Origin of the sequence: Streptomyces sp. NPDC005866 (assembly GCF_040629895.1) — a bacterium.
In the GTDB taxonomy this organism is placed as follows: Bacteria; Actinomycetota; Actinomycetes; order Streptomycetales; family Streptomycetaceae; genus Streptomyces.
This window is the reverse complement of sequence record NZ_JBEXWP010000013.1, coordinates 94,274-115,192: the sequence shown is the minus strand read 5'-3', so window position 1 is coordinate 115,192 and position 20,919 is coordinate 94,274. Positions and strand designations below refer to the sequence as shown.

Below are 20,919 nucleotides of genomic sequence, written 5' to 3'. Positions count from 1 at the left end.
TCCGGCTCCCCGGATCAGCCGGACAGACGGGCGGATGGGCTGCGTACGACCAGACAGCCGACGTTCCCATCCGTGCCGACCGAGGTCACCAGGGCAACCTCGCCGTCCCCCGGCCCCTCCTGCCAGGCCGCCAGCAGCGCGGCGAGCTGGAGGGAACCGCTGGCGCTGAAGGTCTCGCCCAGCCGCTGGGTGATGCGCAACGTACGGGCCGGCAGTGCTCCCAGAGCTCCGGCCACGCCCCGTTCCTCGATGCGCTCGAGACCGACATGGCCGCTGCATCCCAGTGACACGGAGCTCACCTGGTCGGCGGACACCTCACTGCGCCGTAGGGCACGTTCGATGCACTGTGACAAGGCCGCGGCGAGGCTGCCCTGGTGCACGCCGGTCCCCGCTGACGAGACTTCACAGGCCAGCACCTGTGCCAGCGCCGGGCGGCCGGCCGTGGCCGCGTCCTCGGGCCGTTCGACCATGAACACGGCACAGCCCTCGCCCACGGCGGCTCCGCTCGACAGGGCCTTGGACAGGTGCCATCCCCAGGCGGACTGCGGGCAGAGTTCCTCCACGGCCCCCACCAGCGCTCGGTCGACGTGGCCGCCCGCGATGGCGTTGCGGGCGTAACGGATCGCGTTGAGGCTCGACAACCGGCCCCCGGCGATCGTCGCGTTGACCCCGCGCAGCTTGGAGCGGATGGCAATCTGCCCGGCGCAGCAGTTCATGACCGAGTTGGGGAAGAGGTTGGCCCGCACCAGGTACGGCTTGTCCTGGACGAGCGTGTCCCGGGAGAACTCACTGGAACTACGGATGCTGCCCGTGCTCGTGCCGATCACCACGCCGGTGCGCGGCTTGTCGTCATCGGCCAGCGGTACGGGTAGCCCGGCCAGCGCCCGGGCACACGCCACGAGAGCGAGCTTGGTCGTGCGGTCCAGGTGGCGGATGCCCTTGCCGCCGAGGTACTCCTCGGCATTGAGATCGGCTACGGCGTGCAGTGCGATCGGCGGCAGATCGTCGGAGATCTGTGAAAGGTCCGCCCGCGGCGCATCGCCCGAGGGCAGGGACGGCTGCAGGGTGCCAAGCCCCTGCCCGGCCGAGGACAGCACCCCGGTACCGGTGATGAGCAGCGGCGCCACGGTGGTCACTGGTGCAGTCAGGGTGCTCATGCCGCCCTTCCCAGGATGGTGATGGCGTTGTTCCCGCCGAAGGCGAATCCGTGGTTCTGCACGATGCGGGGGGCAGCCGGCCGCGCCGTGCCCGGAACCGGATCCACTCCCGGACCCAGGGCAGGGTCGGTCTCCGTGACGTTCGCTGTCGGCGGCAAGAACCCCTCGTACAGCGCGAGGCAGCACATCAGCGCACCGAAACCACTGGCCGCACCCATGGTGTGACCGATCGCCGACTTGATCGAACTGATCGGCGGCAGACGGTCCCCGAACACCTCCCGCACGGCCTTGACCTCGGTGGCATCGTTGGTGGGCGTCCCCGTGCCGTGCGCGCAGATGTAGTCGATCTGTTCCGGCTCCACGTTCGCGTTGCGGTGCGCGGCGCGGATGCACTCGGCGATGCTGCTCGGATCGGGGGACACCGGGTGCTGCGCATCGCAGTTGACGCCGTACCCCAGCACTTCGGCGTAGATCCTGGCGCCCCGGGCCACCGCATGGTCGTAAGGTTCGAGGAAGAGCGCGACGCCTCCCTCGGCGGTCAGGATTCCGCTGCGGTGCGCATCGAACGGACGGCAGACCGACTCGGCGAGTGCGCCGAGCCGGAAGAACCCGGCGTGCGCCCACCGGTTGATGGAGTCCGCACCGCCACTGAACATGAAGTCGGCTTCACCGCTGCGCACCATGTCATAGGCGTATCCGAGCGCGTAGTTGCTCGCGGAGCAGGCTGTGGCAATGGTCTGGGCCTCCCCGGACAGGCCCAGCTCGGCGTTGACAGCGGTGGCGATCTGGCTTGCCGGTACTTTACGAATGGCAGTGGGGTCCAGCCGTTTGAAGCTGTCCTTGACCCACTGCTCGGTGAGCTGCTCGATGACGGCGGACTCACCGCTGGTCGTGCCGATGGCCGAGCCGGTGTGCGCCTTGGCCACCAGACCGGGGTCGAGGTCCGCGTCCTCGAGGGCCAGCCGGGCGGCGGATGCGGCGAACAGCCCGCTACGGCCCCACTGTTCGGGGTCCAGGTGACGCAGAACACTGCGTGGCTCGAAGTCGTGGACCTCGCCGGCCATGGTGCGCGGGAAGCCGCTCGCATCGAACCCACGGATGGGCGACACACCGCTGCGGCCTTCACGAATCCCGGCGGCAAATATATGAGCACCGATACCCAGACTGCTGACGGCGCCGAGCCCGGTCACCACGACCCGGCGTCCGGTGGTGTCACGCATTCGGTATCTCCCAGCCGGCGTTGCGGGCAACGACGTCGTAGACGGCGGTCAGCGTGACCATCTCCGGCAGCTCCTCCTGCGGGATCGCCACCCCGAGGTCGAGTTCGATCCGTGCGAGGATCTCCAGCGCCAGCAGAGAGTCCGCGTCGTGGTCGTTGACGAAGTGGCTGGTCTCCGTGAGCTCGTCCGGTCCGAGCTCGAGCACCTGGACGACGATGGTCCGCAGGGCCTCCAGCCGCTCTGTCTGGATCAGGTTCTCGCTGGTCTGAGGCATGACGTTTCCCTTCGCTGATAGGTGGGGGTCTAACGTGCGCAGGCGAGGCATCACGCGCCGCCGGCGTGCAGCCCTGGGGCAGGCCGCAGCCGGTGGCGGAGGTTCACCAGGGTCGCCTTGGCGATCGAGGACGGTGAGAGGAACGCTCCGGTTCCGATGAGGCGTGAGCCGAAGCTGTGGAAGTGCCGGGCCATCTTCGGGTCACGCGCAGCCGCCGAGAACATCAGCTTCTCGACGGGGTTGAACGGCCGGCTCGAGGCGTAGTCGGAGATCAGGAACTGATAGCCCTTGAGCTTCGAGCGGCGGCTGCGGTAAGCGGCCAAGGACCGGTCAAGGTCCCTGGACCCTTGCGCAGCGGCCGATGTCGAGGCAACGAGCCACTGCGCGCTCTGCAGCGCCCAGCCGCAGCCGACCCCCCACAGGGGGTCACTGGTGAGCGCGGCATCGCCGATCAACGCCCAGCCCGGACCTACGGGTTCACGAACGATCAGAGGGTAGTTGACGGTTCCCACGATCTTGCCGACGAGCTCGCCCTGGTCCAGGTCGGGTGCCTCGGGAAGAGACTTCACGAAGGCGCGGTAGGAACCCTCAAGATCGGCCTTGAACTGCGGGAGTTTCGCCTTGGACGGGATGCACGCGACGAGCGTGATGTCGCCGTCGTTCGGCATCGCGTAGGCGACGTCGGGCTCGCGGAACCACGACAGCGTCATGTCGCCCGCAGGGCGCGGAAGTCCTTTGAAATGGGCGAAATAGCTGAAGCGCTCGTTGTCGACGGTCTTGGTGGCGGCCCCGGCGAACTTGCCGATCGCTGAGTCCTTGCCGTCGGCACCGACGACCAGCCGCGCGCGGAACTCCCGTCGCTCGCCGCTCGCCGACGCAGTGACCCCGACAACCTTCTCGCCCTCGGTGAGCACGCCGTCGACGGTGTGCCCCAGGAACAGGTCGACTCCGGCGGTGCCTTGTGCGAGCCGTCGCAGGATCGGGTCCAGGGTCTGGCGCCGGACGTTGTACCCGTAGGGCAGACTCCGCTTCAGAGGATCACGCTCGGGCCGTATCCAGCCCCAACGGGTCCAGTAACGAGCCGAATTGGGGACCGCGCCCGCAGCTTCCAGCTCTTCGGTCACACCGAGTTCCGCCAGCGCGGGGTACCCGCAGGCCTGGATGTAGTGCGTGCACAGCACCTTGTAGGCGGACATGTCGGAGCGGCGTTCCAGGAGGGCGACTCTGGCCCCGCGCCGGGCGTAGAGGACGGCTGCCGTGCACCCCGCGATGCTCGCTCCGTTCACGATGACGTCGTACGACTCGCTCATGATTCCCCTCTTTGGGACATGCGTGAGAAGGCCACGGCCGACACAGGCCGTGCGAGGCCTCGGCTGATGTCAGCTACCGGGCCGCAGATAGCCGCACGCAATCGGTGGGCGCATCCGGCTGCGGGAAGCAGCAGAGTCGGGCGATTGTGCACAGCATTGGGCACACTGGAATGCCCGCCGGTCTATACCCGCGATGGCCACGCTGATAGGCGTTTAGCGGTGCTAGTGCAATACTGATCACCCAGCTTGACTACATCGTCAAGTAAGGGAGTCAGTCGACGGGGCGTGTAACGCAAAATTATTGCGAGAACCGGCCCCGGTGAATGGAATGGGAAGTTCCGCTCAGTGTCGGCCGGGGCAGGGTCGGTCTTTCCTGCAGACCCGGGCGGACGACGCATGAGGCTTGGTCAGGGGCCCTGTGGCCGCGCTGGCGCCTGCGTCCGAGATGGAAACTTCGGCGGGTGTTCCGTGCGGATCTCCGCGCATTCTGCTATGCCCCCGTGCGATGAAATATAGTAGGTGTTAACTACTTTCTTCGCCTGATCCTAGCTAGTCGCCGACTCGGGTGTCAAGGCGGATTCAAGGCACCTGCCCACTTGTCAAGAGTCAGTCATGAGCGAGCATTATCGAGTGAAAGAACGGCAGGTTTTCGTGCCACGCCTGCGTGCACTGCGCTAAGCAGGCGGACTGCCGCATGCCCCGTCGGGCGGCGCCGCGGAGAGCGGCAGGCCGGCGTTGACGCCGCCTCGTGAGTGAGGGACACGAGGCGGCGCACAAGCTGCTGGACATGCGAGGGGCGTCAGTGCGCGCCCTCTGCAACATCGCCCTCTGCCTGGTCGAACCGTCTGACGGCGTCGTAGACGGTTTGCCTCAGGGCTTCGGGAACTGTCCCCGAAGCCTGTACCAACGCCGCCAACAGGTCCTCGTCGGCCGGGCCAGCAGGCTGATCAGGAGACATCGGTACCCCCAGCTTCATCGGTGCCGAGCCGAAGTGGGGCCGTGCTCACAAAGCGATCCCCCCATCGACCTGGAACGTCTGCCCGGTGATGTAGTCGGCCCGGTCGGAGAGCAGGAAGGCGGTGATCTCCGCAACCGACTCGGGCGTACCGAACCGGCCCAACGGAACGCTGCTGAGCGCCTCTTGGCGGGCCTTGTCCGTGAGGCCTGCTGTCATGTCGGTCTCGATGAACCCCGGAGCAACGACGTTGACACGGATGCCGCTCCGCGCGACCTCCTTCGCCAGCGCCTTGCTCATGCCGATCACGCCGGCCTTCGCGGCCGAGTAGTTGGTCTGCCGGGCGTGGCCGAACACACCCGCCACGGAGGACATGTTGACGATCACTCCCGCCTTGCGCTTCATCATGGCGAACGCGGCAGGCTTGCAGAAGTTGAAGGTGCCGCTGAGGTTTGTGTCGATCACCGACCGCCAGTCCGACGACGGCATCAGCACCATCGGGTTGTCCCGGACGATGCCCGCCGAGTTGACCAGTGCGCTCACCGGCCCGAGTCCGGCCTCTGCCTTCGCCAGAAACGCCGCAGCCGCTTCGGCGTCGGTGACATCGCACGCGTCGTGATAGACGCTGGCTCCGTGCTGTCGCAGCTGCTCGGCGACGTGCTCGCCCGCCTCGCGGTTGGAGTGGTAGCAGAACGCCACGTCATAGCCGTCCGCGGCCAGACGCAGAGCCACGGCGGCACCGATCCCGCGTGACCCACCGGTGACCACGGCTACTTTTCGCTGAGGCATCGCGACTCTCCCAGTCCTGTGGATGACAGATGCAGGGCGATGCGCGAGCACGCCCACCTTCACAGAGCGCCGACCGCCGCCGGGAGATACGTTGCGGCCGCGGCGCGGTGGGGTCAGCCGCGCGGGGGCGCGATTCAGCCCGCCTGCCGAAAACAGACCGCACGCAGCTGTATCCGTGTCAGCCCCCTGCGGATCTGTGCTCATGAACGCGCCTGCTGCGCCCTGCTGCAAGGAGACCGCCGCGATGACACAGCCCATCGGCACCCCAACCGGCATCGAAGAATTCAAACTCATGGCCGAGGTCCTGCCGGACGATCTGCCGGACGACCTCGGCACGCTCATGCGCGAGGCCGGGGTCGGAGCCGGCGGCCTCTACTGGAAGCTGGGCATCCAGCTTGAGGAGGCCTCAGCGCAACTGGTCGTCGGCACCATGCCGGTAGAGGGCAACACACAGCCGCAGGGACTGCTGCACGGCGGCGCGTCGATCGCGTTCGCCGAGACTCTGGCGTCCACAGCCGCGGCCATGTACGCGGGCACCCGCCGTGTCGCCGTGGGCGTGGAGGTCAGTGCGACGCACCACCGTTCAGCCCGCAACGGAACAGTGCGCGGCAGTGCCCAGGCCGTCCACCTCGGCTCCTCCATGGCCACCTACAACGTCGAGCTCACCGATGAGCGGGGACGGCTCCTGTGCTCATGCAGGGTCAGTTGCATGCTCAAACCGCGCCCCGCCCTGAGGTGACCTGCCACCGCCTGGAGCCCCCTGCAAGCCACCCGACGCACATCGCCTGGGAACAGGAACTGAGATGGCTGGACATGCCGAACAAGGACCTCTGATCGCCTCTGAGATCATCGCGAGCTGGGTCGCGGAGTTCTCGGGCAGACTCCAGGCACTGTCCTGTGCAACGGGCTTCGGCCAGGGCGGGCCGACCGAGCGGCATCCCGGGCAAGCCCGGGTCACGGAGACCGAGGAATGATCTCTGAAGTGCTGCCGGCCGGTGCCAGGGGCGCGGAATCGTTCGGAGAGCAGGACGAGATCGCCCTCGAGACCTTGCTGCCGCAGGAGTCGGAAGCCATCTCGCATGCCGGTGTGCGGCGCCGGCAGGAGTTCGCGGCGGTCCGGCACGGCGCGCGGCAGGCACTCGCGGCGCTCGGACTCCCCCCTGCCGCACTTCTCCCGGACCAGGCAGGCGCACCCCTCTGGCCTGCCGGTGTGGTGGGAAGCATGACCCACTGCACCGGCTACCGGGCAAGCGCCGTGGCACTCAGGCAGGACATTGCTTCCCTCGGCATCGATGCCGAGCCTAACTCACCGCTTCCCGCCGGGGCCCGGCGATTGGTGCTCCTGCCACCCGAGGCCGAGCGTGCACGGGAGTTGGACAAGGTGCGACCCTCCGTCGCCTGGACCCGACTCCTCTTCTGCGCCAAGGAGGCAGCGTACAAAGCCTGGTACACCCTGACCGGACAGCCACTCAACAGCGGCGATGTGGAGATCGTGGTCAACCCGGAGGGCACATTGGCTGCAGCGATCTCGCTGACGCCGCGGGCCCGAACAGTCCCGACACTCCGAGGCCGCTGGCTGGCGCGGGAGGACCTTCTGCTAGTGGCGCTCGCCGTCCCGCGGCCGCGCCGGCTGTCCTCCGAGCCCCAACGGAACCGGGACCGTCCATAGTCGGCCTCAGGGGCAGGTCCAGGGCCTCGCGCAGACCCCGGGTCCATTGCACGTGCGAAGCCGTCGCAGGTGTTTCCCGGTATCTTCGACCGGCGCGAGCGCAGGCTCTACTCCTGCCGTGGCAGAGGAATTCTCATGTATTTCGGAAACGTCCTCGCCGTCGCGACAGCCGTTTTTGCGCCGGCTTCGTTTACGTGCGACCCCCGTGAAACCTGAGACACTCGCAGGATCGTCACCACGAACTTGGTTTCATTGGGCGCCCAGCGCATTCGCACTGTCGCTGCTGCCGACCTCGAATCAAACTCCAGGTCATAGCGGCGAAATCTAATTCTCGAAGAATGCGGAGCGAATTCGGGTGGGCGTCGGCTTGTCCGGCGGGCGCCAGTCCGTTCATGGCGTTCATGGCGTATTCCTGGCTCACACACAGGTTGAGGCGAAACGGCTGCCGGCAACCTTTGCGTGTGGTCGTACGGTTATATTTCGGTACTGTTCAGCGTCCCCAAAGCGGAATAGACAGAGGCGTCGATGACGGTGTAGGCATCGTGCACCCACTGCTCGTCGATGCTCGTCGACGTCTTGGCGTCGATCATCGTCAGGTTGTTCAGCAGCAGGCCAAGTGCCATGTAGATCTTCATTTGCACGGGCTTCACGCCTGCCTGCTCGGCCAGCTGGCGCCACTGATCGCTGTAAGCCTCTCGGACGGCCTCGCGTACCTCGTCGTGGGCGCATGCGGCGAAAGCCTGGGTCTGGATCAGCACATCGGGATTGTTCTCGAGGTTCGACCGGTACTGATTACCCATCGCGATGAGCGCGTTGACCCCGGACAGGCCTTCGGCCGCATCCAGCATTCGCGCCGTCGATTGTGCAAATGAAATTCGAACGCATTCGGTGAACAGTTTGGTCTTACTGCCGAACAGCCGGAAAACGTACGGCTGTGTAACACCCGCTGCCCTGGCGATCACTTCGACAGGGGTGCCGAAGAGCCCGGTTCGGGAGAACTCCAACATGGCGATATCGAGAATCTGCGCTCGTCGCTGTGCTGCTGACATGCGGATTTTTTGCATGGCTCAGTATGTCACACGGAGTGTTTCTCATTCCAGGAGTTCGTAACGGATCATGGGCGTCGCCGAGTTCGAGTTGTCGTTCCCAGCGCACGGCGGGGCGTTTGGACTGGTGGAGCGGGGCAACTGCTCGACCCGCGCGCCTTCCTGTACCCGCCTCCCGTGCCTCACTGCCACGGCACTCCCCTCGTCGCGATGACCTCACTAGTTGGAAGCTATCACTAACTACTCTGGTCTGGCGAAGATTCCAGAACCTCGCGTTCGGTCAAGTTTTGGCAGGTCAAAGCTATGTCATCAACGTCTAGGCAGTTGTGAACGCCTACTTACTTAAGGGTTGTGGAGGATGGTCGGGCTGGGCTACAGTAGGTCCTACTGGGCGGCGAGTCGTCGTCCCGCCGGGGTTCCGACGGCCGGCATCTGCGCGATCGGCTACGGCCGCGACCAACTGGTCCGCGGCGAGGATGACTTCACGCTCGTAAACGGCACGGCGATGTGGCGCCGCACCAGCTCATGCGGGTCCGTTGCGCCACTTTTCACCTCGATCGAGTCCGACGGCGGCGCGCGGCAATGATTCTGGCCGCCGACACCGAAGGAGAAGGACGATGCGAACAACATCTTTGGCAGGCAGCCCGTCAACCGACGTCGGGCAGGAGATCTGGGAATCCTGGACCGGTCTGTGGAACGGCACCGGCGGGCAGGACCCGGCCGAGTTCATCGCCGACAACGTGACAGTGCACCTGCCGACCTTCGGGATGCCGCCGTCTGCGTCGTTGACGACCCGCGACGACGTCACGCGCTGGATCGCAGGATTCCGGAGCTGCTATCGCCCCGGCGCGCGGTTCGCCGCCGAACTCGGGCCGTGGCTCGTAGGTGGCCAACTCGTCGTGGCGCGCTGGCGTTTCACCGGGACGTGGCAGGGCGGTGTTCCCGCGACGGCCACGGCCGCCGCGGGCACCGAGGTCTCGATCTGCGGCGTAGACATCCTGCGGCTCGAGAACCGACGCATCGCGGAGTACTGGCTCACCGACGACCAACTCGACTTGTACGGCCAGCTCGGCGCGACGATCCCGGCGGGAGCTCGGTCCTGATGAGGAGGACGACCATCGTCGTCGACACACGACAGGAGCCGTTACATGCGGTCGCCGGCTGAGTCGAGCGCCTTCGTGATCGGCAGCGCCGTCGTGCTGCCACCCGCGGTGGAGTCCGCCGCCGAGGCCGTGTGCTCAGGGCGGATCACCGAGGAGGAGCGTGAACTGCTGGGGGTGACGAGCGTGCACGTCGGTGGCGAGCCGGCGCCGGTACTCGCCGCGGCCGCCGCTCGTGCCGCTGCCGCCGAGGCGGGTGTCGAGCCCGACCGCGTCGGTCACCTGCTGCACGGCCACACGTACTACCAGGGGCACGACTTCTGGGCACCCGCGCATTTCATCGCGCACGAAGCCGGATTCGACAGTTGCGTTCCGATGTCCATCGCGCAGATGTGCAACGGCGGCGCCGCGGCGCTGGGCATCGGCGTCGAGCGGGTTCGGTACGCGGTCTCCGGCGAGCCGGTCCTGAGCGTGGCGACCACGGCTGACACGTTCGGCGGCAAGGGCTTCGACCGGTGGGGCAGCGACTACGACACCGTGTACGGCGACGGCGCCACCTGCGTGATCCTCTCCCCGGAGCTCGGCGACACGAGTGTGCCCGCCCTGCGCATCGTCGCACTGGACTCGCGCGCCCGGCCGCAGTTCGAAGCCATGTACCGCGAGGGCGACGCGTTCGGCACCACCCCCCACGAGTTGCGGGCGGCCATCGACGTGAAGGCCACCAAACGCGCCTTCTTCGAGCGTTCCGGCGGGACCGCCGAATTCCGCGCCGCCGCGCTCAAGACGATCGGCGAACTCGTCGCCGGCGTCATCGACCTGGCCGGTGTCGGCACCGCCGACGTGGCGGCGACGATGCTCCCCCGGCTGAGCCCCAAGGTGCTCGACCTCATGTACTCCGAGGCGATGGATCCTCGGCTGGTGCCGACGCTGCACTGCGAGCGCGACACGACCGGGCATCTGGGTGCGGGCGACTTCCTCGCGAACCTGGATCACCTGCGGCGCACCGACCTCATCGCCGACGGGCAGTACGCGCTCGTCATCGGTGGCGGCGGCGGGTTCACCTGGTCGGCGGCGCTCGTGCAGAAAGTGGCCGCCACCTCGCGGACTTGACCGCTCACCCTCCTGTCCAGCAATGCATCTTCACCTCGAAAGGACCCACCGATGTCTGACCCCGGCGCGCGCGACTGGTCGATTCTGGATGTCGATCCGCTGCAGCGGACCGTCACTGATGCCGACACATACGTGCGCACGCTCATGCAGTGGCACTTCGGGCCCGAGACGGGGTCGCCGTTCTGGCTGAAGCGCAAGGCCGCCCTGGCCTTCGACCCCCTCACCGACGTGAAGTCCGTCGATGATCTCGCGCTCTTCCCCAACCTCATCGACGAGTTCCGCGACGTTGCCGCCGAGGAGCTGGTTCCGCGCGGCCTCGGCGACTCGCCGAAGATCGCGGCCATCTTCGAGAGCGGCGGCACGACGGGCCGGCCCAAGCGGTTCATCATGTTCGAGGACTGGTTCACCCGGTACCTGGCCTGGGCGGGCCGCAAGGCCGCGTCAGGCCTCGGCGGCTCGGGCATCAACCTGCTCGCCACGACGCCGTCCGGCCCGCACATGATCGGCGAGGTCACCGTCCGGCAGTCGCATGCGCTGGGTGGCAAGCGGTTCACCATCGACATCGACCCGCGGTGGGTCAAGAAGCTCATCGAGCGCGGTCAGACCGACGAACTGCGCGCCTACGTCGACCACCTCGTCGACCAGACCGCAGACATCCTGGCGACCCAGGACATCGGCATGATCCAGACCATTCCGATTCTGCTGGCGAAGATCGCCGAACGCCCAGAGCTCGTCGAGCTCGTCCGCTCGAAGGTCAAGCGCATCGCCTGGGGCGGGGCGCACATGGATCCGGACACCCGCGCCATCCTGCGCGAGGAGGTGTTCCCCGGCATCCCGATCGTCGGCGGCTACGGCAGCACGACGATCCTCAGCGTCTCGGTGGAGCGGAAGGAGGAGCAGCCCTCAGGCCTGGCGACCTTCGACCCGTTCTCCCCTTACGTGTTCTTCAGGGTCGTCGACCCCGAAACCGGCCGGCCGGTGGCCTACGGCGAGCGCGGGCAGATCGTGATGAACCACATCACCAAGTTCGCGCTCATCCCCAACAACCTGGAACGCGACACCGCGATCCGGGTGCCGGCCGAGGACGGCCACATCGGCGACGCGGTCGCCGACGTCGCGCCGGTGCAGACCTTCGACGGCACGGCCATCACCGAGGGGGTCTACTGACGATGAGCGCCCACGAGGACGCGCCGGTGTTCGCCCACGTCGACGCCATCACCGACGCGGGCGAGTACCGGGCCCGGGCGAGGAAGCCGCTCCGCCTGCCGGACGGACGTGAGATCGGCGCCATATCCGAGGTTCCCCGGCTCTATGTCACCCGCGCGTTCGCCCGGCTGTCCCAGGCCCCGGTGCTGCCGTACGCGACGCGGCTGGAGATGCTCGCCAAGGCGGCGGATCTGTTCGAGAACGCCGTGGTCGAGGGGCAGTCGATCGACGACTACCTCGATCTGGTGAGCCTGTGCGCCGGTGTGCCGCGCGCGATCGCACACGCCTCGATCGCCGCCATCGCCCGGACCCTGCGCGCGTTGCCGGACACGCTGGCTCAGGAGATACCGCGGGGCGCGGTCACCGACATCGACGACCCCCGGGTGAGAGAGGGCGCGGCGTACTGGGCGCGCCACGGCAGGACGCTCGCGGTCCACGCCTCCGGCAACACTCCGGGCGTACATGCTCTGTGGCCCAGCGCGCTGGCACTCGGCTACTCGGTGGCGGTCCGGCCGTCGAGCCGCGAGCCGTTCACTCCGCAACGGCTCGTGCGCGCGTTCCGGGAAGCGGGTTTCACCTCGCACCTGGCCCTGCTGCCCACCGACCACAACGTCGCCGACGCGCTCATCGAGCACGCCGACCGGGCGCTGGTCTACGGCGGACAGGCCGTCGTGGACAAGTACGCCGCGAACCCGGCGGTGCTCACCCAGGGGCCGGGGCGCTCGAAGACGGTCGTCACCGATGACGTCGACTGGCGTGACCACCTGGACACCGTCGCCGCCTCGGTCGGGAGCCTCGGCGGCGCCGCCTGCACCTGCACAACCGCGGTGCTTGTCGAAGGCGATGTGGCGGAGGCGAACGCGTTCGCCTCCGCCCTGGCCGACCGGCTCGCCGAACTGGAGGCCGGCAAGCACCGCACCGAGCTGCCGCAGGCGACGGCCCGTCAGCTTGCCGACTACGTCGAGCGGGTCGGCGCGGGCACGACCAGCTTCGGCCGGGACGACATCGTGGAGACGGTCCGGCCGGGAACGGCGGTACTGCACCCGGTCGTCCGGGTCGCGCCCGATGCCAAGTCCCCGGTGCTGGGCGTGGAACTGCCCTTCCCGTGCGTCTGGATCGCGCCGTTCAATCGCGCCGACGGGATCGCGCCGCTGACCTCCTCGCTGGTCGTCGCCGCGATCACCGAGGACATGGAGTTGGCGCAGCAACTGCTCGACGAGCCGAGCATCACCAACGTCTACATCGGCGCCCACACCACGACGTGGATGAAACCGGGGGTGCCGCACGACGGCTACCTGTCCGAGCACCTGATGAGAACCAAGGGCGTCATCCGATGACCTGGCCGCTCTAGCGCAACCACCCCCACAACGGAAAGAACCGATCATGAGCGCTGACACGCCCGCCCTCGCCACCACCGCTCCGGTGGACAAGGCGGCCGACCGCCGCCGAGCGATTGTCTTCGCCGTCCTGTGCTGCGGATTCGTGCTGACAAGCCTCGACATGATGATCGTGAACGTCGCTTTCCCGGCGATCGAGCACGAGTTCCCCGGCTACAGCAATGCCGTCCTCAGCTGGACGCTGAACGCGTACACGATTCTCTACGCCGCTGCGCTGATCCCCGCCGGCCGGCTGGCCGATCATCTCGGCCGCAAGCAGACGTTCCTCGGCGGGCTGGTGCTCTTCACCCTGGCCAGCGCATTGTGCGCGTTCGCCCCGAGCCTGCCGGTACTGATCGCGGCGCGGGCCCTGCAGGCGCTCGGCGCCGCCGCCCTCACCCCGACGTCCATGGGCCTGCTGCTGCAGGTGAACCCGCCTGAGCTGCAGCAGCGCGCGATCCGCAGCTGGACGGCGGCTGGCGGGATCGCCGCGGCCATGGCACCGATCATCGGCGGCCTGCTCGTCCAGTACGACTGGCGGCTGATCTTCCTGATCAACGTGCCGATCGGCGCCCTGGCCACGGTCGTCGGGCTGCGTGTGCTGCCTGCCTCGGCGCAGCGTTCCTCGGCACCGAGCCCGGACCTGCTCGGTGCGCTGGCCGTCGCGCTCTTTGTCGGTGCGCTCGTCTTCGCACTGGTCGAGGCGCCGGATGCCGGATGGGGCTCGGCGACCACGCTGTCGGCGTTCGCCTGCGCGGTGGCGCTGCTCGTCGTCGCCGTCGTCCGGAACCTGCGGCACACGTCGCCGGTCGTCCCGCGTGAACTGCTTGCGTTGCCCGTCTACGTCCGGACGAACATCGCGGCGTTCGTCTACAGCGCGGCCTTCGCGGTGATGCTGCTCTCGGTCGTCCTCTGGACGCAGAACGTACGCGGCTACTCCGCGATCGAGACGGGCCTTGCCATCGCGCCGGGGACCGTGCTGATGCCGATCTTTGCCATCCTCACCGGGCGGATGGCGAAGAGCATCGGCCTGGCCCGCACCGCGGCGCTCGGCTGCGTCGTCCTCGGCCTGGGCATGGTCTGGTGGACGGTCACGGCTCCGACGGACCTGCCCTACGTGCTGGCGGTCATGCCCGGTTCCATGCTCACCTCCATCGGCACGATCGTGGCGATGGCGGCATTCGCCGGGCAGGTGTCCACAACCATCCCGCAGGCCTTCTACGCCTCTGGCTCGGCCGTGCACACGATGGCCAAGCAGATGGGCATCGCGATCGGTGTCGCCCTGCTGCTTGTGATCCACGACAGCGCCAACAGCGACGGGACGTCACCGGTGCCGGCCCTGCGCGACGCATGGATCGCCGCCGCCGTACTCACCGTCGTCGCGGCCGGCATCGCCCTGGTGGCTCCGCGTAAAACGGCTACCACTCCTGCTGAATAGACCACTCCTGCCGAATAAGAGGGAATCGTCACATGCTCACGTTGGACACGTCTGCCGCGCGCAAGATCTGGGAAAACTGGCTGCGCATGTGGAACGAGGATTCTGACGTCGCCCACGAAATCATTTCTCCGGCCGGGTACGTGCTGCACCTGCCCGACGTCGGCGCCACGATCGACCCGTCGAAAATCTCGGGCCCGGCGGAAATGTCGAAATGGGTTTCCGGCTTCACCGGGAAATTCGAGGGCCTGCGGTATTCGACGGACTTCGGACCATTCGTCGACGACTCCGAGCGTCGTTTCGCCTATCGCTGGATAGGCACCGGGACCTGGACCGGAGCCACCAACTGGCCGCACGACATCCCGGGCGAGGAGGCGATCTTCGTCGGGGTCGACATCTTCCAGGTCGACGAGGCGCTGCACATCACCGAGTGCTGGTCCCAGGGCGCCGTCACCAGGACGACGTGAGCGCCCACCCGCAGGCCCCCCAGACCGACGAGGAGTAGCCCATGGCACTGCACACAGGGACGACGGCCGAGCCGATTCTCGGTATCCGGGCAGCGCGCTGTTGGTTCCCGGAGAAGACGCGTACCCCCAAGGACGAGGTCCGGACCGGGAACCTCACCGCCGAGCAGGCGGCCCGGCACGGTGATGTGACGCTGCACATCAGCCGCTGGTGGGACACCGAGTCCGCGCCGGCGATGGCCGTGGCCGCCGGCCGCGCGGCGCTGTCGGCGTCGGGCGTGCCCGGCGACGCCATCGGGTTGCTGGCCTACGCGTGGACGAACTACCAGGGCAATCCCTTCTTCACCGCGGCGCACTGCGTCGCGGAGGGGCTGGATCTCCCGCGCTCGTGTGCGCCGGTCGGCATCCAGCAGGCCTGCAACGGCGCGGCGATGGCCTTCTCCCTCGCGGCCGGTCAGCTGCGGCTGGGCGAGCACTCCCATGCGTTGATCGTGGCTGCGGACCGGTTCGAGGCGCCCGCCGTCGACCACTGGCGCAGCCACATCATGCTCGCCTACGGCGACGGCGCGTCGGCCGCGGTCGTCGGGCAACCGGCCCCCGGCGACGCGTTCCACCTCCTGGCCATCGAGCACGTCGCCGCACCGGAGCTGTGGCGCACGCGCGACGACTACGACGGCTTCGGCCAGCAACCGGCGTTGGCGCCGCCGTACATCAACGCGATGCCGACCACGAAGTTCTCCGACGAAGGCGGGCGGCCCCGCCTGCGCGCGGTGTCGCACGAGTGCATCACCGAGGCGGTGGACAAGGCCTTGGACCGCGCCCGGTTGGCGCCGGGTGATCCGCGGATAGTCAGGGTGCTCGCCCCGCGGCTGAGCGACAAGGTGCGCGAGCTGATGATCGGGCCGATCGAGGAGAAGTACAGCGATCGGATCGTCTGCCACTACAGCGCGTCCGGCCACCTCGGCGCGGGCGACTTCCTCGCCAACATCGCCGAGGCCGAGACGGCGGGCGATCTCGCGCCGGGGGACATCGTGCTCGTCCTCGGGGCCGGCGGCGGCTACTCCTACACCTGCGCGGTGTTGCAGGTGCCGCAGGAGCGTGCGGCATGACCCGACTCGCGATCACCGGGATGGGATTCACGCTGCCGGGCGGGGTCCGCACCGCGGACGACTTCTGGCAGCGGGTGCGGGCCGGGCAGTCGGCGCTCACCCAGCACTCGGCGTTCCACGACCGCGGTGTGCCGACCGTCATGGCGGGACGGCTCACGCACGCCCCGGTGGTCGAGGGGCTGGACCCGAAGCACGCGAGCAAGTACTCGCGCGAGATCCTCGCAGCGCTCGCCAGCATCGACGAGGCGCTGGACGACGCTGGCATCGGCGACGTCGATCCGCATCGTGCCGGTGTCATCGCCTCGTCGTCGCGCGGCCCGCTGCAGTGGTGGGAACGCGAGTTCGCCTCGGCGTCCGGGATCGGTCGGGTCCTGGGCGGACTGCCGGGCGCGCCCGCGAGCATCGCGGCCATCCGCACCGGCGTCCAGGGCTACGTCAGCACCGTGTCTTCGGCCTGTGTTGGCGGCACCCATGCGCTGCGGTCGGCGGCCGCCGAGCTGCGGTCCGACGAGGCCGACGTCATGGTCGTCGTAGGCCACGAGTTCCCGCTGACCGCCGACCTGCTGCGGGTGTACACCGATCCGAAGTCACGGGTGCTGAGCCTGGGCACCACGGCGGCGGACTCGATCCGCCCCTACGATGCCGACCGCGACGGCACCGCCCTTGGCGAGGGAGCCGTGGCCCTTGTCTTTGAGCGGGAGGCCGACGCGGTGGCCCGCGGTGCGCACATATACGCGTTCGTACTGGCCACTGGGGTTGCCAACGAAGCGGCCCACCCGACGGCGATGGAGCAGTCGGGCGAGAAGACCGCGGCGCTCGCTGAGCGGGTGATCAAGAAGTCGGACCTGTCGGTCGGCGACATCGGCTATGTGTGCGGTCACGGCACGGGCACCCGACTGAACGACGTCGCCGAGAGCCGGGCGGTCCGGCGCGTCTTCGGCGACGACACCGATGTGCCGCTGACCTCGGTGAAGCCGATATTCGGGCATCTCTTCGGAGCGTCTTCGCTGGTCAACATCGCCGCCACGGCCTCCATGCTGAACGCGCAGACGATCGCGCCGACCGCCAATAGCGTGCAGACCGACGCCGAGTGTGGGCTCGACTCCGTCTTCGGCGGCGCACGTCGCGCCGAGTTGGCGGCCGCGCTGTCGTTCGCGTTCGCGCTGGGCAGCCAGTCCGCGGTAGTGGCCCTGGAGGCGGCGTGACGACCGCACTCCCCGACGAGGCCATGGCCAGGGCGACGATCGGGCACGAGTACGCGCAGGAATCGGTGCGCGCCGGCGAGCACGTGAGGTCGAGGCTGACGACGCTCTACGATGTGCCGCCGGGCATGACCTTTGCGCAGTACCGGGCGACGGTCCGCTTCGGCGACGACGCCACGGTGCCGGCCGCGCGCGACCTGACGATCGAGGGCGTACCCGTCCGTACGTTCACCCCGAACGGACCCTCCCGCGGCGACTACCTGCATCTGCACGGCGGCGGATGGTGCCTGGGCAGCCACACCATGCACGACGAGACGCTGCAACAACTCGCCGATCGCACCGAGTTGACGGTGACGTCCATCGGCTACCGGATGGCGCCCGAACACCGCTACCCGGCCTGCCTCGACGACATCCTCGCGGTCGCCCGCGCGGTCAGCGAGCGTCCGGGCACGGGATTCCTGGCCATCGGAGGCGAATCCGCCGGCGCCCACCTGGCCGCCCTGACCGTGATCCAACTCCCCGAACGCCTCGGGCGCCAGCCCTTCTCCGCGGTCTCGCTCAACTACGGCGCCTACGACCTCACCGCTGGCTTGGACCGCGCCCTCGCCCTCCTGATGCCCGACGCCGACACCGAGACCCGACGGGCCGCCTCACCCCTGCTCGCCGACCTGACCGCCGTGCCGCCGGCCCGCTTCTGTATCGGCACCGGCGACGCACTGCTCGCCCAGACCCTGTCGATGCAGGCCCGTTGGCGTGAACACGCACCGACCGAACTGGATGTCTTCGCTGGGGCGGCCCACGCGTTCACGACGATACGTTCGACGGCGGCGCGAGTGGCGAAGGAGCGTGAGGCGGAGTACCTGCGCCGTGGACGTGACGCCTCATCGACGCCGAGACCGACGTAGAACGCACAGGACACCGGATCCCACTGACACGGCAACAACAGACAACAACACGACAAGGCGGGACGCAGGAATGATCGACCTGAAGAAACTGGATCTGTGGAACGAAATGTGGAACGGCGAGCTCGCTCTGGCGGACGAGCTCTGCTCCCCGCAGTTCACCATCTTCTTCGGCCGCGACGCCTCGACCCACAACGGCGACGAGATCAACGATCCCGCCCAACTCAAGACGTTCATCAACGACTTCCGGGTCTCGCTGAACAACGACCTGGAGTTCACCTTGGTCCGCACCTACGCCGACCGCGGCGCGGGCGCAGAGTTCGCCGTATCCCTGTGGAACCTGCACGTCGGCCCGGACCGAGTGGTCGGCGGGATCGACGTCTTCGAGTTCGACGACGCCGGCCGGATCGGCAAGGTGTACTCGGTGACGGGGCAGCGCGGCATCATCGGTTAGGTGACGGAGAGCGACCGAATGCTGGGTGTATTGCGCATGCTCATCTGGTCGATCCGGTTGGCCGGCACCTGGCCAACCGGGAGTTCCCCGCCACGATCCACGGCTACGGGGACTGGATGCACTCGCACGGCGTTGACGGCGGCCGGGGTGGAGGGCACCGGCGCCCAGTACCCCAGCAGGACTGTCCTGCCGGTGCACTAGGTGCCGAGCCGGGCCGGGTGCTGACCGCGGCCGGGATCACCGTCGTCGACGTGGACCACTCCGACCGCAAGACGCGGCGGATGAAGGGCAAGTCCGACCCGATCGAAGCCTACGCCGCCGCGACGGCCGTGCTTTCTGGCCGGCCCACCGGCATCCCCAAGAGCATGGACGGCGTGGTCGAGGCCGTGCGCGTCCTGCGCAGCGCGCGCCGCAGCGCGGTCAAGGCCCGCACCCAGACGATGAACCAGATCCGCGGCCTGCTCGTCTCGGCCTCCGCGATGCTGCGCGAGCAGGTCGCGGGCCTGGACCGGGCCGCACTGACACGCGCCCTGGCCCGGCTGCGTCCCGGCGACGCCCTGTCCCTCCCGCTGGCCGCGACCCGGGCCTCGCTGCGGCGCCTGGCCCGCCGTCACCAGGCCATGGACGAGATTGCCGAGCTGGACACCGAGATCGCGCCGCTGGTCAAGCGGGCGTCTACAGCGGCCGGGAGCTGCTCGCGCTGGGCGTGGCGTGACCTGGGGGTCGCGGGTGGGGGCGTTGTCGCGGAAGAGGCCGGATGCGATGGAGATCGTGTAGGCGTCGGCGTCGACGGCTGAGCCGCGGTCGTGGGGGAGGGCGGCGACGCGGGTGCGCAGTTCGTCGCGAATCCGGGTGGCCATGGCGGCGGTGAGCTGCCGGTGGAGATGCGGGGCGGGCCGGCGCCGTGGCGGGTCAGGCGTATGGCTGGGAGGGGCAGAGGGCTCCCCACGTACTCGTAGCTGAGCGCGCTGCCTTACTCCCTGTCCATTGGCAAAACCACCGCAAGGTGAGTCCCTCTCTGGAGTGCCGGGATATTCAAGACGACGCCTTGGTAAACAATGAGCGTTGCGCGGTCAATGTGCGGGTGCCGGCACCGGCTGGATGGGGTGAGGGACATGGAGGAGCCGAGGATCGCGGTCGCCGTGGTGACCATGGGAAACCGGCCCGGCGCAGTCGACGCCCTGCTGCGGTCCGTGGCCAAGCAGGACCTCGCCCCCGCCCGCATCGTGATCGTCGGCAACGGCTGCCGGCTGCCTGAGTTCGCTCACCGCCTCGACCTGCCCGGCGAGGTCACCACCATCGATGTCGAGGAAAACCTCGGCTGCCCGGGCGGCCGCAACATCGCCCTCGCCCGGCTGCGCGCGTACGGCGACGTCGACATCGTCGTCGAACTGGACGACGACGGACTGCTCCTCGACGTCGAGGTGCTCCGGCAGGTCCGGGACCTGTACGCCGCAGACCCGCGCCTCGGCATCGTCGCCTTCCGCATCGTGGACGAAGGGGGCGAGACCCAGCAGCGGCACGTGCCGCGCGTCGGGAACGCCGACCCGATGCGCGGCGGTTACGTCACCGGCTTCCTCGGCGGCGGGCATGCCCTGCGCATGGCCATGCTCACGGAGACCGGGGACTGGCCCGCCGAGTTCTTCTTCGCGCACGAGGAGACCGACCTGGCCTGGCGGGCCGCCGACGCCGGCTGGAAGATCCTCTACGCGCCCGAGCTGCTCCTCCAGCACCCTCGGACCTCACCGGCCAGACATGCCGTCTACTTCCGGGTGACCGCCCGCAACCGGGTCTGGCTGACCCGTCGTCGGCTGCCCCTGCCCCTGATCCCGGTCCACCTGGCCGTGTGGACCCTGATCACCCTTCTGCGCACCCGTTCGACGGGCGGGTTACGGGCCTGGTTCGGGGGCTTTGTGGAGGGGGTGCGCGAACCCGCCGGTGAGCGCCGCCCCATGCGCTGGCGCACGGTCTGGCGGCTCACCCGCCTCGGACGCCCGCCCGTCATCTGACTCCGGGCGACGGATCGCCAGACGGACCTGGAAGCAGACCTGGAACCAGAGCTGGAAACAGACGTGGAAACAGTGCTGAAACGGGACGAGGGTTCCGGTCGTTCACCTCCGCCGACCGGAACCCTCTCGCGT

The 20,919-nt window shown here is 68.3% G+C and carries 21 protein-coding genes; 15 read left to right on the top strand and 6 right to left on the bottom strand.

Going from position 1 to position 20,919, the window contains the following annotated elements; translation table 11 throughout:
- Window positions 1–14: 14 nt before the first annotated feature.
- The 5 genes from ABZ396_RS20795 to fabG all read right to left on the bottom strand — a co-directional run bounded on the left by ABZ396_RS20795 (window position 15) and on the right by fabG (window position 5,756).
- On the bottom strand, window positions 15–1,157 hold the full coding sequence (locus ABZ396_RS20795; RefSeq protein WP_358917849.1) for a beta-ketoacyl synthase N-terminal-like domain-containing protein: 1,143 nt from the start codon (window positions 1,155–1,157) through the stop codon (window positions 15–17).
- Window positions 1,154–2,377 carry a beta-ketoacyl-[acyl-carrier-protein] synthase family protein gene (locus ABZ396_RS20790; RefSeq protein ID WP_358917850.1) on the bottom strand — a complete coding sequence of 408 codons (1,224 nt, stop codon included), beginning with the start codon at window positions 2,375–2,377 and terminating at the stop codon, window positions 1,154–1,156. The genes ABZ396_RS20795 and ABZ396_RS20790 overlap by 4 nt, the downstream gene beginning before the upstream one ends.
- Window positions 2,370–2,651: an acyl carrier protein gene (locus ABZ396_RS20785; RefSeq protein WP_358917852.1), complete on the bottom strand. Its 282-nt coding sequence runs from the start codon at window positions 2,649–2,651 to the stop codon at window positions 2,370–2,372. Before ABZ396_RS20785 ends, ABZ396_RS20790 begins: the two co-directional genes overlap by 8 nt.
- A 50-nt stretch (window positions 2,652–2,701) precedes the next feature.
- Window positions 2,702–3,961: an NAD(P)/FAD-dependent oxidoreductase gene (locus ABZ396_RS20780; protein WP_358917854.1), complete on the bottom strand. Its 1,260-nt coding sequence runs from the start codon at window positions 3,959–3,961 to the stop codon at window positions 2,702–2,704.
- 1,003 nt (window positions 3,962–4,964) lie between these two features.
- Window positions 4,965–5,756 (bottom strand): 3-oxoacyl-[acyl-carrier-protein] reductase, encoded by a 792-nt coding sequence (gene fabG, locus ABZ396_RS20775; protein ID WP_359185356.1) that lies wholly within the window; start codon window positions 5,754–5,756, stop codon window positions 4,965–4,967.
- Window positions 5,757–5,949: 193 nt separating this feature from the next.
- On the opposite strand from fabG, the gene ABZ396_RS20770 reads away from it, so the two are divergent.
- Both ABZ396_RS20770 and ABZ396_RS20765 read left to right on the top strand, forming a co-directional pair.
- Window positions 5,950–6,444 carry a hotdog fold thioesterase gene (locus ABZ396_RS20770; RefSeq protein ID WP_358917857.1) on the top strand — a complete coding sequence of 165 codons (495 nt, stop codon included), beginning with the start codon at window positions 5,950–5,952 and terminating at the stop codon, window positions 6,442–6,444.
- 231 nt (window positions 6,445–6,675) lie between these two features.
- The gene (locus ABZ396_RS20765) at window positions 6,676–7,374 is read left to right on the top strand and encodes a 4'-phosphopantetheinyl transferase superfamily protein (RefSeq protein ID WP_358917858.1); all 699 of its coding nucleotides are present in this window, start codon (window positions 6,676–6,678) and stop codon (window positions 7,372–7,374) included.
- Window positions 7,375–7,847: 473 nt separating this feature from the next.
- Here ABZ396_RS20765 and ABZ396_RS20760 read toward each other — a convergent pair whose 3' ends face one another.
- Complete coding sequence (locus tag ABZ396_RS20760; RefSeq protein WP_358917860.1) at window positions 7,848–8,423, bottom strand: TetR/AcrR family transcriptional regulator; 576 nt, start codon at window positions 8,421–8,423, stop codon at window positions 7,848–7,850.
- Window positions 8,424–8,778: 355 nt separating this feature from the next.
- On the opposite strand from ABZ396_RS20760, the gene ABZ396_RS20755 reads away from it, so the two are divergent.
- The 13 genes from ABZ396_RS20755 (at window position 8,779) to ABZ396_RS20695 (ending at window position 20,787) form a co-directional block, all read left to right on the top strand.
- On the top strand, window positions 8,779–9,006 hold the full coding sequence (locus tag ABZ396_RS20755) for a hypothetical protein (RefSeq protein WP_358917862.1): 228 nt from the start codon (window positions 8,779–8,781) through the stop codon (window positions 9,004–9,006).
- Window positions 9,007–9,037: 31 nt separating this feature from the next.
- Entirely contained in the window at window positions 9,038–9,523 is a 486-nt protein-coding gene (locus ABZ396_RS20750) for a nuclear transport factor 2 family protein (RefSeq protein WP_358917863.1), read from the top strand.
- A gap of 45 nt (window positions 9,524–9,568) precedes the next feature.
- Window positions 9,569–10,630, top strand: a complete 1,062-nt coding sequence (locus tag ABZ396_RS20745; protein ID WP_358917864.1) for a 3-oxoacyl-[acyl-carrier-protein] synthase III C-terminal domain-containing protein — start codon at window positions 9,569–9,571, stop codon at window positions 10,628–10,630.
- A gap of 51 nt (window positions 10,631–10,681) precedes the next feature.
- Window positions 10,682–11,797 carry an AMP-binding protein gene (locus ABZ396_RS20740; RefSeq protein WP_358917865.1) on the top strand — a complete coding sequence of 372 codons (1,116 nt, stop codon included), beginning with the start codon at window positions 10,682–10,684 and terminating at the stop codon, window positions 11,795–11,797.
- Window positions 11,798–11,799: 2 nt separating this feature from the next.
- The gene (locus ABZ396_RS20735; RefSeq protein ID WP_358917866.1) at window positions 11,800–13,173 is read left to right on the top strand and encodes an aldehyde dehydrogenase family protein; all 1,374 of its coding nucleotides are present in this window, start codon (window positions 11,800–11,802) and stop codon (window positions 13,171–13,173) included.
- A gap of 46 nt (window positions 13,174–13,219) precedes the next feature.
- Entirely contained in the window at window positions 13,220–14,650 is a 1,431-nt protein-coding gene (locus tag ABZ396_RS20730) for an MFS transporter (RefSeq protein ID WP_358917867.1), read from the top strand.
- A gap of 32 nt (window positions 14,651–14,682) precedes the next feature.
- Complete coding sequence (locus ABZ396_RS20725) at window positions 14,683–15,114, top strand: hypothetical protein (protein ID WP_358917868.1); 432 nt, start codon at window positions 14,683–14,685, stop codon at window positions 15,112–15,114.
- A gap of 41 nt (window positions 15,115–15,155) precedes the next feature.
- On the top strand, window positions 15,156–16,220 hold the full coding sequence (locus ABZ396_RS20720) for a ketoacyl-ACP synthase III family protein (protein WP_358917869.1): 1,065 nt from the start codon (window positions 15,156–15,158) through the stop codon (window positions 16,218–16,220).
- Entirely contained in the window at window positions 16,217–17,425 is a 1,209-nt protein-coding gene (locus ABZ396_RS20715; protein ID WP_358917870.1) for a beta-ketoacyl synthase N-terminal-like domain-containing protein, read from the top strand. Before ABZ396_RS20720 ends, ABZ396_RS20715 begins: the two co-directional genes overlap by 4 nt.
- Window positions 17,422–18,327, top strand: a complete 906-nt coding sequence (locus ABZ396_RS20710) for an alpha/beta hydrolase fold domain-containing protein (RefSeq protein ID WP_358917871.1) — start codon at window positions 17,422–17,424, stop codon at window positions 18,325–18,327. Before ABZ396_RS20715 ends, ABZ396_RS20710 begins: the two co-directional genes overlap by 4 nt.
- Window positions 18,328–18,397: 70 nt before the next feature.
- A complete protein-coding gene (locus ABZ396_RS20705; RefSeq protein ID WP_358917872.1) occupies window positions 18,398–18,778 on the top strand; it encodes a hypothetical protein in 381 nt (126 codons plus the stop codon).
- Window positions 18,779–18,996: 218 nt separating this feature from the next.
- Entirely contained in the window at window positions 18,997–19,575 is a 579-nt protein-coding gene (locus ABZ396_RS20700) for a transposase (RefSeq protein ID WP_358917873.1), read from the top strand.
- 318 nt (window positions 19,576–19,893) lie between these two features.
- A complete protein-coding gene (locus tag ABZ396_RS20695; RefSeq protein ID WP_358917875.1) occupies window positions 19,894–20,787 on the top strand; it encodes a glycosyltransferase in 894 nt (297 codons plus the stop codon).
- The last annotated feature ends 132 nt before the right edge of the window (window positions 20,788–20,919 follow it).